Raw genomic sequence first — 14,111 nt, 5'->3', positions numbered from 1 at the left:
CATGGAAAAGGTTTACCTTGCCTGCATCAAACGCTTACAACTGGCAGCTTGGAACGTGTATACGAATTTCTTTTGTATTAAGGTTTCAGCGGGCCGGCATGAGCGTCAAACGTAGCCGCAAGCCGCGGTGATGTGTGGTCAACGATAATATTTAAAAATTATGTTTACAAGGAGATAGTGCATTGGCTTCGAAACAACGAAGCGGAGGAAGTCGATGGGAGACTTGGCCGAAAAAGGCTATAGCTGCATTCATCGTGCTACTCGTTTCTATATATATGGCAATATTTTTCACAGGAGATCGGACTGCCACTCCAAAACTTGGCATCGACCTCCAAGGTGGTACGCGTGTTACCCTCGTTCCACAAGGTGAAGAAGCAACTCAAGAGCAACTGAATCAAGCTCGCGGTATTCTTGAAAACCGTGTGAATGGTTTAGGCGTATCTGGTGCCAGTGTGGTGATTGATGGCAACACTTTGGTCATTACGGTTCCAGGCGAAGATACCGCTCAGGCTCGCGCATTGGGTCAAACCTCCCAGCTGTTGTTCCGTCCAGTTGCAACTCCAACGAATTTCGATCAGGCTGTGTTTCCTGTTGTGCTGCAAGAGATGGCAAACCGTTGGGTTGAAAACGGACTCGCAGATGTTGAGACTTTGAATCAGAAGCTTGCCGAGACCACGAAACGCTTGGAAGAAGCAGAAAAAGCAGCAGCTACAGCTGAACAAGAAGAAGCAAAAGAAGGCGACGATAAAGAAGCTGCAAAAGCATCTGAAGCGAACGCTGCCGCTAAAAAGGACGCAAAAGCAGAAACTCCAGCGGCTCTAAGCCTGAAGGTCACTGCGAATCCTCCTGCAACAGCTGATAACTCCATTGAAGCAGCAAAGCAGCGGAACCAAGCATTGGAGATCTACCGCAAGGATCGTCAATCGAATGATCCAACTGTGCAGCTTGCTGCTTCCATCTTGTTAACCTGCGATCCAACGACACCTGATATTTTGCAAGGCAGCGATGACCCAGCTGAGTCATTAGTCGCCTGTGACGCTGATTCTGGCCAAGTGTATGTATTAGGTCCTGTACCACTGTTGGTTGGTGAGACCGATATGGAACATGGTAAGCGCTTAACTGGTGAAGAAATTGATACAAACCGTCCCATCAGTGGTGGTTTGAACACACAGACCGGCCAAATGGAAATTAGCTTTGGCTTCAAATCTGGCGATAATGACCAAGGTTCTGCTACTTGGGCGCAGTTAACCCAGGCGTATCTGCAGCAGCAGGTTGCAATTACTCTTGACTCTAAGATTATCTCTGCACCTGTGATTCAGTCTGCAACTCCGGTCGGATCAATGACCTCAATCACAGGTTCCTTTACCCAGCAACAGGCACAAGATTTAGCAAATAACTTGCGCTATGGAGCGCTACCATTAAGCTTCGTCGGTGAAAATGGCGAACAAGGTGGTACTGCGATTACTGTTCCAGCATCCTTAGGTGTTGCATCCTTGAAAGCAGGCTTGATTGCAGGTCTGGTTGGTTTATTATTAGTCGCACTGTTTAGCTTGTATTTCTATCGCTACTTCGGTGTGATCTCGTTGATCTCTTTGGCTATGTCCGCATTGTTGGTCTACGGCTCCTTGGTACTGCTGGGTCGCTTGATTGGGTATTCCTTGGATCTAGCTGGTGTCGCTGGTTTGATCATTGGTATCGGTACCACCGCTGACTCCTTTGTGGTGTTGTATGAACGCATCAAGGATGAAATTCGCGATGGTCGTACATTCCGTTCTGCCGTACCACATGCATGGGATCGTGCGAAGAATACCATCGTGACTGGTAACTTCGTGACAATTATTGCCGCCGTGGTGATCTATATCTTGGCTGTTGGTGAAGTCAAGGGCTTCGCATTTACTTTGGGTTTGACCACCATGTTCGACTTGCTAGTGACATTCTTGTTCACGGCACCAATGGTAATTTTGGCATCACGAAAGCCATGGACTGCGAATCCTGCAGCAAATGGATTGAAGAAGGTATTTACGTTGGCAGCAAACACGACAGCTTCCGCAGCTGATCACAATGATGCTCGCCAGATTGAAGGAGAACAATAATGACCTCTTCAACATCAACAATGGAGAAAATCTTCACTGGTGAAGGTGGCCTGGATTTCGTCGGCAAGCGTCGTGTCAGCTATCTGGTAACCCTTGCAATTATGGCGATCTGCATTATCGGCATTTTAGCTCGCGGCTTTAACCTTGGTATTGATTTCCAAGGTGGTACCAAGATCAATATGCCAGCTGGTAGCTTGGAAAAAGCTGCTGTGACCAAAGTTTTTGAAGAAGCAACTGGCGTCGAGCCAGCATTAGTACAAATTGTGGGCTCTGGTGATACTCGCATTTTGGAAATTCATGCTGAGCGTTTAGATCAGTCGCAAATTGACGCCGCTCGCGCCGCTATTTTCAAAGACTTCCAGCCACAAAATGCGCAAGGTAAAGCTACTCCAGATGTTATTGGTGATTCTACCGTTTCAGAATCCTGGGGTTCTACGATTACCAATCGCATGCTGATTTCGATGGGCGTGTTCTTGCTGGCAGTGTTCATCTATATTGCGTTGCGTCTGCAGCGTGAAATGGCTGTTGCTGCAGTGCTGGCACTATTTGTTGACTTGGTGTTTATCGTTGGCCTGTACGCACTTGTTGGCTTTGAAGTCACCCCAGCATCCGTGATTGGCTTATTGACGGTGCTCGCATTCTCCCTGTATGACACAGTGATCGTGTTTGATAAAGTGCGTGAAAACACTGCGGGATATACTGCCAATACCAATATGACCTATGGTGAACACGCAAACTTAGCAATCAATCAGACTGTCATGCGTTCGATATCGACCACTGTGATTTCGGTATTGCCAATCCTAGCGTTGATGGTAATCGCTGTTTGGCTAATGGGCGTCGGTACGCTGAAAGATCTTGCATTAGTACAGCTCATTGGTGTGATTGAAGGTACTTTCTCCTCGATTTTCTTAGCGACCCCATTCTTAGTGTCGTTAAAGAATCGAACCAAATCCACCAAGGCACATAACACACGTGTTGCGGCTGCTCGTCAGGCAGTTGAACGTGGCGTGGAAGTGACACCAGTTGCTGAGATTGTCCAGCCAGCACCAGAACAACCGGGAGCAACCTCGACAACTTGGCGGCCAGGGCTCTAGGCTCTAGACGTTGCTATCTCTTTGCACAAACCATGGATACAAGGGTGTACAACCTGTATCCATGGTTTCTTTTACTTTGTAGATCTTTCATCAGCGTTGTAACCTGTGATGCAGTGTTGCATATCGTAAAGAATCGAAGCAGCATCGCATCAGCAGGATCGTGCAGCTGCTTTGCGACGAGTGTGTACACGTGTAGTAAAGGAACATCATGAACATTAATCACCAGTGTCACGACGTCATAACTGGCGTTCAACCAGCTTTACGCTCCAATCACAAGCGTATTGGGCAAGCCGTGTTGGGTTGCACACTGGCTGTGAGTCTCGTTGCATGTAACAATGATCAACCGCCGGCACCGCCAAGCTCTCGCGAGTATTTTGCTTATGCAGTTGATGATTATCTGGTGACCACGAATGCGGCATCTACGCAAGGTGTCTCTTTTAATGCTCATCAAATTTCTGGTCGTGTGTTCCCTGGAGTGTACTCCACCGGCCCGAAAGGCCAACGCATTCCGAATACTGACTTAGTAGAAGCACGTGTACTGCCTGGTGAACAAAAGCGAGTGCAGTTTATTATCGCAGAAGATGCAGTATTTTCCGACGGGGCACCGATTACCTGCGATTCCTTTTTATTAGCCCAAGTAGCTTCTGATAACAGGCCGTTGTTTGATTCCTACACGCCATTGCATGATCAGGTTGATCGTGTTGAGTGTACCGCCGGAACGAAAACAGCCACCGTTATTTTTAAACCAACTTTTGGTGATCGATGGCGTCAATTATTTGCAGCTGGTACATTATTGCCGGCGCATGCAATTGCCAAGAAACTTGGAATGAGTCTTGAAGCATTTAACGAGACATTACATTCAGATGATGAAGCACAGCTTGCCTCGATTGCTGAAATATGGAACAACGGCTTTAGTTTGAAAAAGCTCGATCGAGAACTCCAAGTAAGTTCCGGACCATTCGTGATTGATTCTGTTGGGCCAGATGGGGAAGTGACCTTAGTTCGTAATGATCGTTATTATGGGCAAAAAGCAGCTTTAGATACGCTTGTGATGTGGCCCAAAGGTACTGACCTTGCACAGTTGCAGAAATCTGGCAATCTGCGCCTTGCAGAAGTCTCAACTCAGCAAGCAGCTGCGTGGGTAGATCGTGATGCTGTTGACAACGTCTATGATATTCAACCAGTTGCAGGTGTGTTGTCAGAGCAACTTATTCTTGCATATGGTGGTCTGTTTGCCGATATGGAAGCACGTGCAGCGTTTGCTGCATGCGTGGATCAGGAAAAAGTTGCTGCTGTAAGTTCGAAGATTGCTGGTGTGGACTTGCCGCCGACATTAGCTCGTACTGTACGTCCGCATGATCCAGTGATTGAAAAAATGCATGATATCCTTGATCATCGCCAAAGTGTAGATCTTCAAACAGCTGAAAAACTTCGAGGTAAAACTGTTCGCATTGGTTATACAGGCAAAGATGAACGAAAAGCTGCGATGGTAGCTGCGATTGCAGAAAGCTGTAAACCTGCTGGTATTGAAGTGAAAGATGTTTCATCTCACGCATTCGGACTTGGTTCTTTGGCCGTCGATAAAATGGATGCAGCACAACAGGTGATTGAAACTACTGGTGAAGCTGATGCAATTCTCGATGCAATCGATCCAATGTTGTTGTTCCCGTATACTGCGAATCAAAGTACCGATATTGAAGCTGCTCGGACAGCAGAAGCTGTGAGTTGGGATTATGTTCGTACCGTGCCACTGAGCCCAGAACCACGAGTGTTTGTGATTGATCGTCGCGTTGTCAATGTACTCCAGAACTCTGACTTATATGGCTTAGGTTGGAATATGGATCGTTGGGACGTCGCGCCGCACTAGCATTGGGGTGATGTTCGAGATTGAATTTGGAACGGCTTCGCAACACAGTTACATTTAAAGAGTTACAGTATCGTGAGCACAGATTCTTGTCGAGTGTTAGTTGACATGATTTCGTGTCACCATTGCACGCACTATCGGAAAGCGTATTCAATATTATGTCTCTTGCTGAGCAACCTGCATTTGCCTCTACCATCGAAGCATTGAAAGCAAAAACCCGTTTTGTTCCAGGTTTCCCGGTTGAAGGTGTTATTTTTGAAGACCTCACACCAGTGCTTGCCGACGCACAAGCCTTTGGTATGGTGGTCGATGAACTTGCGGCAGCTGCGAAAGATATGGGTGCCGATATGATTGGCGGTCTGGATGCGCGCGGTTTTCTTTTGGGATCAGCTGTGGCGTACAAGCTTGGATTGGGTATTTTGGCTATTCGTAAAAAAGGAAAGCTGCCACCGCCAGTGTATACAAAGGAATACGAGCTTGAATATGGTACCGCAGCATTGGAACTTCCAGCATCTGGCATTGATTTGGTTGGCAAAAAGGTTGTCTTAATTGATGATGTTCTGGCAACTGGTGGCACGTTAGTTGCCGCAACTGAGCTGATTCATGAGCTTGGTGGCCAAGTTGCAGGTTATGGTGTGGTATTAGAAGTTGAGGCGCTTGAAGGCCGGTCACGGTTGCATTCCTGTCCGGTATATGTTGTGAGTCATCCATAAAAAGTGCACCTTTTCGTGACCTTCGCTGGAACATGAAGTTCTGGGATTTTGGCATCAGAAAGTAAAGGGTATTCTGAATGAACCTGCCACATAATGCAAAGCAGCCAACTACGATGCGGAAAGTTTCTGCACGTCTTGCGCGTAGCTTGACAGGTAACAGGATGAAAGTGAATCCAGTGTTAGAACCACTGTTGAGCATTCACCGTGAATTTCATCCGAAAGCAGATATCGAAACCCTGTCACGTGCCTATGAGACAGCTGAGCGTTTGCACGAAGGTGTTTACCGTAAATCTGGCGAGCCATATATCACCCATCCGCTTGCAGTTGCCACGATTGCTGCTGAAATTGGTATGGATACCACTACCTTAATTGCAGCATTACTCCATGACACCGTTGAAGATTGTGAAGACTATACCCTTGAACGATTAACTGAAGAATTTGGCCAAGAAGTAGCTCGCCTCGTTGATGGCGTGACGAAATTGGACAAGGTTGTTCTCGGTGCGGCTGCTGAAGCGGAAACCATTCGCAAGATGATTATTGCGATGGCACATGATCCGCGTGTGCTGGTAATTAAAGTGGCTGATCGTCTGCACAATATGCGGACCATGCGATTCTTGCCGCCAGAAAAGCAGGCGAAGAAAGCACGGCAAACACTTGAAGTTATTGCCCCTTTGGCACATCGCTTAGGCATGGCAAGTGTGAAGTGGGAGCTGGAAGATCTCGCGTTTGCGATTTTGTACCCGAAGAAATATGAAGAAGTTGTACGACTCGTGGCAGATCGGGCACCTTCTCGTGATCGATATTTGAAAGAGATTACGGACATTCTCCAAGCAGGATTGCGCGAGAATAATATCGATGCTGAAGTGATGGGGCGTCCAAAACACTACTGGTCGATTTATCAGAAGATTATTGTGAGAGGGAAAGAATTCAACGAGATTTTTGATCTTGTCGGATTGCGTATTCTGGTAGATTCGGTCAATAACTGTTACGCGGCAATTGGCGTTGTACACTCGTTATTCTCTGCCATGCCAGGGCGGTTTAAAGACTATATTTCTTCACCAAAGTTTGGCGTCTATCAGTCGTTGCATACTACCGTGATGGGTGATGGCGGAAAACCATTGGAAGTGCAAGTTCGTACTCACGAAATGCATTACAACGCTGAATACGGCATTGCGGCACACTGGCGATATAAAGAAACCAAGAGCAATCACGGCAAATCCGATGCTGAACTTGATCAGATGGCATGGATGCGACAACTATTGGATTGGCAAAAAGAAGCAGCTGATCCAAATGAGTTCCTTGATTCGCTGCGATATGATCTCACTAGTAAGCAGATTTTTGTGTTCACGCCAAAAGGAGATGTTATTAATCTGCCAGTTGATGCAACACCAGTAGATTTTGCCTACGCTGTACACACAGAAATCGGTCATCGTTGTATTGGTTCGAAGGTCAACGGCAAGCTTGTTGCCTTGGAATCTACGCTGAAAAATGGTGATCGAGTTGAAATTTTTGTCTCCAAGGATAAAAATGATGGTCCATCGCGTGACTGGCAAGACTTTGTGGTTACCCCACGCGCAAAAGCAAAGATTCGTCAGTGGTTTGCAAAAGAACGACGTGAAGAATATATCGAAGCTGGTCGTGATGCTTTAGCTGCTGAAGTGCAACGTGGCGGTTTGCCAATGCATCGACTATTTACAGCACAGTCGATGAAGGCGGTGGCCGTTGAACTGCATTATGCCGATGTTGATGCACTGTATTCTGCGATTGGTTCAAGCTCAATTTCCGCTCAGCATGTTGCACATCGGTTGCTTGCAATTTTTGGTGATGAAGAAGCTGCTGCAGATACATTAGTTTCGCGAACACCTTTTAGTGATCTGGTTAATTCTAAGGCTCAGACTTCGGACTCAACAGGTATTTTGGTTGAAGGCTCTCCTGATGTTATGGCAAAACTTGCCAAGTGCTGTATGCCTGTGCCTGGTGATCAAATCTTTGGATTTGTGACTCGTGGTGGAGGTGTCAGCGTACACCGAACTGATTGCACGAATGCTGGAAAGCTGCGTGAAGAACCAGAACGCATGGTAGATGTCGCATGGTCGGCAGAAGGTAGCGGAACTGCTTTCCAAGCAAATCTTCAACTCGAAGCGCTCGATCGTACTGGTTTGCTAATGGAACTTACGCGAGTGATTAATGAGCAAAAAGTGGCCGTTGTCGCGATGAATTCGCATACTTCTGAAGATCATGTTGCTGTGGTTCGGTTTACCTTCACAGTTTCGGATACCAAACAGCTCGGTTCCTTAATGACACAGTTGCGAAATATTGAAGGTGTCTTTGATGTTTACCGCATTACCTCTGGCGGTTAAAAAGATGTTGGCAGGACCTGCGTATTAGAGAATGTATGCGTCGTCAAAACGGGGTGATGAGTAAAGTTTCATCACCCCGCTTTGACATAGCTGCAAGATTCTCTGTGAGTACCAGAAACTGAAGATTGCTGGAGACAATCTTCAATTCAAACTCAGCACAACTGAGAAGAAGAACTTCTTAGATTTGTCGTAGCGTCTTTTCAGCCAGACCGCTAAAAGCAATCACGCTTGCAAGGGTGCTAAAGACCGCAACAAATACACTGATCCAACGCGTGGCCAGTTGGACTTTAGTAAGCTTTGAAACATCTTCTACATCTGCATCATTGTGGTGTAGCCTGAAACGATCATCAATTAAAGCCAGCAACGGGCGAAGCGATCCACCAGTAACAAAGTTAATAAGAGTCAAGATCACCCGAACTGTTTGAGAAGAACTGCCTGCGGTTTTGGTCGGCTTTTCTGTTTTGGGTTTCTCTGGATCCTTCTTAGATGGATCTTTCTGTTCTTGCTCTTGCTTCTCCGGAGTCGCAGGCTGTGCAGTCGCCGTTTGAGCACTGGTTGGCTGTTCGGTTGGTGGGGTAGTCGAAGACGTTGGTGCAGAAGGGGTTGGTGCAGGTTGCACCGGGGTTTGCGTAGTTGGGGTAGCAGTTGTTGTAGTCTCATTTGCTGCAGGTGCAGCTGCAGATTCTTGTGCAAAAGATGTAGGAACAGCAATGCTATTAAGGAACAGCGCAGTGGTCAGCATTGCGATACAAATACGTGAAACAGAATTGTGCGACATAAAATTTAAGCCTTTTGTCGAGATTAATTATTGGACAAAATCCTAATGAACTTTTGAAGGCAAAGCAACATATATCTGTTGATTGTACAAAAACAAAACCCGCTGCCATGACTGAAAAATCAAACTTAGCAGCGGGCTTGTTCATGAAACCTTAGTCATGAAAATGTCGCAAGACTTACTTCTTGAACATGTTTGGAACTTTTGCGAAGAAAGTCAGTGCAGAGGTCAAAAGAGTGATCACTGTACTGATGATTGCGATCCAAGAGCCGATTTCCTTTGGAGAAATACGACCATTCTTGTCTCGAGAGCCCAAGCCCGCACGTTCAGAGGAGCTCAGTTTCGCAATTTCTTCTTTACATTTGTTTTTTTCTTCTTGTGTCTTTAGTTCGTGGCAATTCGGAACAGAGTGTGCGCCGTGTGCTACATCCGCAAATGCTGGAGTTGCTAGACCAGTAGAGAGGGTTGCCGCAACGATTACAGATGCGAGGGTTTTACGGGTGATACGCATAGATAGATCCTTATGGTATTGGAGTGTGAAACAGTAGTTTTAAGTATAGCACTATAAATGCTGTTAGTTCCTAAGGTAATTCTCAGTGTGTTTGATATAGTGCTGTATTTTGCAGTAGCTGTGCAAACTGCGCTGAGTCTTCAGGAAATATGATTAACGACCGAGATTTGAAGCGGTGTTCGCGAAAGTCACAAGAGAATTCATGGTACGAATAACGGTTTCAATCAATTTTAAGAAATCGCGAATTCGTTCTGGGGTGATGATTCCAACTTCGTCAGTGGACAATGAAGTTAAACCATCGAAGAAAGTGCCGTCAGAGTTGGTTTCTGATGTGGTTTCTTGAGCAAATGCTGGAGCTGCGGTCATAGTTGCGAGAGTAGCGGCAGCAGCAATTGCTGCTACGGAAGTGCGAAGAGTGCGCTTCATGTGAGCCTACTTTCCGTTGTTTTTGGGAAATTAAAATGATGAAAACATTGGTAGTACTGCTACCAACTACGGATTCGCTTTTGCATCAGTAACACGCGTTCAGAGTATCGGGCTGTGAATTGTGACTGACACAAAACCCAACAGAAGTTGGGAGTGAGAATCATATGTCTAATCTAGGCGGTTGAAAGGTTTTTTTCAAGAGTACAACGAAAAGATTGGTTTTTTCTGCAATTTTCGATTGATTGAAGCTTAGATTTTGTCAGACTTTACACGAGCGTGGACCTGCTGCATGAACAGTATCGCTACGCTCAAATCCTATGTCTGTATAGAAAAAGGCTGCTTGAATAAAAATGTTTCTTCAAGCAGCCTTCTCATATGCGGTCAGACATTCTCAAGAAGAACTCTTGTAAAAGACTCCTGTGAATGCTGAATTTATACGCGATGATTGTGCATTGCTGTTGTTATTGAAGTATCAACAGCAACGTCGTCATACAATATTCGAGGTGCGCTTAGGATGCTACCTTTGCATGCTTAATGCGTACTTCTTCAGCAGGCTCGCCGTCTGAAGCACCATCTTTGGCGCCCTTCGCAGCGATCGCGTCCAAAACAGTCAAGCCTTCTTCGCTGATCTTGCCAAAGTAGGTGTACTGCGGTGGCAATGGTGAATCAGCATAATTTAAGAAAAATTGCGAACCATTGGTACCTGGACCAGCATTTGCCATTGCAATGGTACCGCGTGAGTAAAGTACTGGAAGTTGTTGAGTCTCTTCCGTGGTCTCATCGGTTGGGTACTCATTGGCGAACTGGAAGCCAGGACCGCCAGCGCCGGTTCCACTTGGATCGCCACACTGCAACACCGAAATGCCGCTGGTGGTGATTCGGTGGCAGATAGTGTCATCGTAGTAGCCAGCCTTTGCCAGATGCTCAATTGCATTGACCGTACAAGGGGAGACACTTCGATCCAGATCCAAGCCAATGACACCAGCTGAGGTCTCTAAGTTAATGCGGACTTCACCGGTCGCGGAAATATTTTCAGTACCTGGCTTGCCGGCATCTTTCGCAGGAGTGCCAGATTCTTCATAGGTACAGGAAACAGTTTTCGGAAGTGCGGTTTTGCGGGCTAATGTCAGCGGTTCAAAATTAGGAACTTCAGGAGTTGTAGCTGGAGCAGCTGAAGTTGCGTTTGCTGCTGCCTGATCGGTTGTGGTGTCTTCGCTGGTGTATTTCGTAGCAACAACAATTCCGCCAACAATCACAACAATTGCAGCAGCTGCTGCTGCAATGAGTTTCATTGGCTTGAGTTTTTCAGCACGATCACGTGCTTGGATTTCTTTTTCCAGAGAATGCATTGCCTCTAGGCGGCGATCTTTATTACTTGTCACTCGATATTTTCCTTATATAGTCTTCAAAAACACTGATGCAGCTCATCAAACGCGTATGCACGTACGTAGGTGTGGTTCCAAAACCAATACACATCCTGAGTATCATGCGCGTATGAACATGTGTATTCAAGGCAATTAGTTGGAACGACAATCGCACGATTTGGCGATTTGTGCCAAACATAGCATCGTCAATGCCGCGGTTGAGGTCAGGCCTATTCTATAGTGTGTGGTCGCAATTGCGGTAGCGGCATAGAAAAACAAACAACGATTTGTACAAACCTGCTGGCAAGTTCGCATGCTTTTCGCTAGTCTCGGAGAGTATGGCTCAAACTTTATTTCGTGGTACCCCTGTAACAACCGTTGGTGAACTACCTACCGTTGGTTCGAAGCTTCCAGACTTCCGTCTCGTTGGCACTGACATGTCAGAGATCAGCTTGGAGCAGTTCGCTGGCAAAAACATTGTATTAAATATTTTCCCTTCCGTTGATACCGGCATCTGTGCCCAATCGGTGCGTCACTTCAACCAGTTGGCGGCTTCCTTGGAAAATACCGTCGTTGTGTGCGTTTCGGCAGATCTGCCATTTGCGCATGCTCGTTTCTGCGGTGCTGAAGGTATTGACGCTGTTATCAGCGCTTCGAGTTTCCGCTCCGATTTCGGTCAGCAATATGGCCTGACCTTGGAAGGTTCTCCAATTAAGGGTCTGCTTTCCCGCAGCGTGATCGTGGCAGATGCAACCGGTACGATTCAGCATGTTGAACTCGTCCCAGAAATTGGTACAGAACCAAATTACGATGCTGCATTGGCAGTATTGTCCTAAGTCGATCAATGTATCGTAACTTCGTATGCTCTCAGTTCTTGCTGGGAGCATAATTTTTCACAGAGGTGTATTTCTCATGGACATTCACGGTTTTCCAGCCGGACCGTATCAAACGAACTGTTATCTTTTTGTCGAAGCTAACCATGTGGTTGTCATCGATCCTGGTATGCACGTTGCAACAACACTTCTGCCAGTATTAGAAGAAAAGCAGTGGGTAATTGATGCAATTTATCTCACGCATGGACACATCGACCATATGCGCGATGCTGGTACATTAGCGCAGCAATTCAATATTCCTGTGTATATCCATCAAGCAGATGCGTTTATGTTGGAAAACGGCGATGGGGTCTCAGAAGAAAGCAAAGTGCTTTTCGACGCCCAAGGGCTTGTACCAATTGCAGACTTGCGTTTTCTTCAGCACGATATGCAGCTGAAGATTCATCAGGAGCCAATTACCGTCAAGCACGCACCAGGGCATTCACCTGGTAGTTGCTTATTGGTTGGACGTGAATTTGTTTGTGCTGGTGATGTGCTCTTTAAAGGTTCTATTGGGCGAACTGACTTGCCTGATTCTTCGCCAACAGACATGGATCACACACTGGCCAACGTCGTCATGCAGTTGCCAGATGAGCTGCAAGTGCTGCCAGGTCATGGTGCGGTGACGACAATGCGCCACGAAAAGCGCACAAATCCATTCCTTGCGAAATTTCGCTGAACAACTAAGGTAGATACTTGTGACTGAGAAAAAGATGATGAAGATTTCCGCGCCAAAGGGCGTGCAAGAATACGTTCCGCCAGTATCGAAGGAATTCATTGCAGTTCGTGAAACCTATACAAAATTGGCACGACTTGCTGGATACGAGCATATTGAGCTGCCAATTTTTGAAGATACGACGTTGTTTGCCCGTGGCGTTGGTGAATCTACAGATGTAGTCACAAAGGAAATGTATACCTTTGAGGATCGCGGTGGCCGATCGGTCACCCTGCGACCAGAAGGTACTGCAGGTGTGATGCGTGCAGTGATCGAGCACAACCTTGATCGCGGTGCACTGCCAATCAAATTGAACTATCACGGCCCATTTTTCCGCTATGAGCGACCACAAGCTGGCCGTTACCGTCAACTCCAACAGTTTGGTGTGGAAGCAATTGGTGTTGATGATCCAGCCCTTGATGCAGAAGTTATTGCATTAGCAGATCAGTGCTATCAAGCCATTGGTTTGCGTGACTATCGCTTAGAGCTGACGTCGTTGGGGGATAATACTTGCCGCCCAGCGTATCGTCAGAAGCTGCAAGAATTCTTATTCGCGCTGCCATTGGATGAAGAAACTCGTCGCCGTGCGGAAATTAATCCACTGCGAGTGCTTGATGATAAGCGTCCAGAAGTTCAAGAAATGACCCAAGACGCTCCTTTGATGCTGGATTACTTGTCGAAAGAAACCCGCGAGCATTTTGAAACAGTCACCTCTATGCTGACTGATTTAGGTGTGAACTATCAGATCAACCCACGTATGGTGCGTGGTTTGGATTACTACACAAAGACTTGTTTTGAATTTGTGCACGATGGACTTGGTGCTCAGTCCGGTATCGGTGGGGGTGGCCGCTATGACGGTCTGATGAGCCAACTTGGTGGACAAGATCTTTCAGGTATTGGTTTTGGTCTAGGCATTGATCGTAGCCTGTTGGCATTACAAGCAGAACAACGCGCCGCTGCCGCACCAGGACGAGTCGATATCTATGGCGTTGCCCTTGGCGCAGAGGCAAAGCGCGAGATGGTCAAAATCATTCACCAATTGCGTCAAGCTGGTCTTTCAGCTGATATGGCCTATGGCGATCGTGGTTTGAAAGGTGCAATGAAAGGTGCCGACCGGGCAGGTGCAAAGTTTGCACTCGTGCTTGGCGAAGACGAACTTGCCCGCAATATGGTTGCACTCAAAGACCTTAGCAGCCATGATCAAATTGAAATTGGGCTAGATACGGTCATCGTATACCTGCAACAACACGCCTAATAGCGATTCATGATGCTCGTAATCATCTGCGTATGCAGGTAAACAAACTATGCCAGTGATGTCTGACTC

12 protein-coding genes are annotated in these 14,111 nt (G+C 46.7%); 8 read left to right on the top strand and 4 right to left on the bottom strand.

The features are described 5' to 3' along the window. Positions 1-182 precede the first annotated feature (182 nt). From secD to NXS99_RS02205, 5 genes are all read left to right on the top strand, one after another. On the top strand, positions 183-2,093 hold the full coding sequence (gene secD / locus NXS99_RS02225; protein WP_396124798.1) for a protein translocase subunit SecD: 1,911 nt from the start codon (positions 183-185) through the stop codon (positions 2,091-2,093). Continuing rightward, on the top strand, positions 2,093-3,187 hold the full coding sequence (gene secF, locus NXS99_RS02220; protein ID WP_259287044.1) for a protein translocase subunit SecF: 1,095 nt from the start codon (positions 2,093-2,095) through the stop codon (positions 3,185-3,187). Before secD ends, secF begins: the two co-directional genes overlap by 1 nt. A 208-nt stretch (positions 3,188-3,395) precedes the next feature. Then, entirely contained in the window at positions 3,396-5,054 is a 1,659-nt protein-coding gene (locus NXS99_RS02215) for an ABC transporter substrate-binding protein (protein WP_259287043.1), read from the top strand. 155 nt (positions 5,055-5,209) lie between these two features. Beyond that, positions 5,210-5,764, top strand: coding sequence for an adenine phosphoribosyltransferase (locus tag NXS99_RS02210; RefSeq protein ID WP_259287042.1), 555 nt, complete (start codon positions 5,210-5,212; stop codon positions 5,762-5,764). A gap of 77 nt (positions 5,765-5,841) precedes the next feature. Continuing rightward, on the top strand, positions 5,842-8,124 hold the full coding sequence (locus NXS99_RS02205; RefSeq protein ID WP_310593298.1) for a bifunctional (p)ppGpp synthetase/guanosine-3',5'-bis(diphosphate) 3'-pyrophosphohydrolase: 2,283 nt from the start codon (positions 5,842-5,844) through the stop codon (positions 8,122-8,124). A gap of 178 nt (positions 8,125-8,302) precedes the next feature. Here NXS99_RS02205 and NXS99_RS02200 read toward each other — a convergent pair whose 3' ends face one another. The 4 genes from NXS99_RS02200 to NXS99_RS02185 form a co-directional block, all read right to left on the bottom strand. Then, positions 8,303-8,902 (bottom strand): hypothetical protein, encoded by a 600-nt coding sequence (locus NXS99_RS02200; RefSeq protein WP_259287041.1) that lies wholly within the window; start codon positions 8,900-8,902, stop codon positions 8,303-8,305. A 175-nt stretch (positions 8,903-9,077) separates the two neighbouring features. After that, a complete protein-coding gene (locus tag NXS99_RS02195) occupies positions 9,078-9,410 on the bottom strand; it encodes a hypothetical protein (RefSeq protein WP_259287040.1) in 333 nt (110 codons plus the stop codon). Positions 9,411-9,563: 153 nt separating this feature from the next. Next, positions 9,564-9,836 (bottom strand): hypothetical protein, encoded by a 273-nt coding sequence (locus tag NXS99_RS02190; protein ID WP_259287039.1) that lies wholly within the window; start codon positions 9,834-9,836, stop codon positions 9,564-9,566. A gap of 509 nt (positions 9,837-10,345) precedes the next feature. Continuing rightward, complete coding sequence (locus NXS99_RS02185; protein WP_259287038.1) at positions 10,346-11,218, bottom strand: peptidylprolyl isomerase; 873 nt, start codon at positions 11,216-11,218, stop codon at positions 10,346-10,348. Positions 11,219-11,538: 320 nt separating this feature from the next. Here NXS99_RS02185 and tpx point away from each other — a divergent pair, with 320 nt between their 5' ends. The 3 genes from tpx to hisS all read left to right on the top strand — a co-directional run bounded on the left by tpx (position 11,539) and on the right by hisS (position 14,042). Next, on the top strand, positions 11,539-12,036 hold the full coding sequence (gene tpx / locus NXS99_RS02180; RefSeq protein ID WP_259287037.1) for a thiol peroxidase: 498 nt from the start codon (positions 11,539-11,541) through the stop codon (positions 12,034-12,036). A gap of 76 nt (positions 12,037-12,112) precedes the next feature. After that, positions 12,113-12,751 carry an MBL fold metallo-hydrolase gene (locus tag NXS99_RS02175; protein WP_259287036.1) on the top strand — a complete coding sequence of 213 codons (639 nt, stop codon included), beginning with the start codon at positions 12,113-12,115 and terminating at the stop codon, positions 12,749-12,751. A gap of 34 nt (positions 12,752-12,785) precedes the next feature. After that, positions 12,786-14,042 carry a histidine--tRNA ligase gene (gene hisS / locus NXS99_RS02170; protein WP_396124800.1) on the top strand — a complete coding sequence of 419 codons (1,257 nt, stop codon included), beginning with the start codon at positions 12,786-12,788 and terminating at the stop codon, positions 14,040-14,042. Positions 14,043-14,111: the final 69 nt, after the last annotated feature.

Source organism: Corynebacterium sp. HS2168-gen11, from assembly GCF_024834075.1.
Classification (GTDB): Bacteria; Actinomycetota; Actinomycetes; order Mycobacteriales; family Mycobacteriaceae; genus Corynebacterium.
The sequence above is the reverse complement of the archived record's forward strand: the minus strand, read 5'-3'. Positions and strand labels throughout refer to the sequence as shown.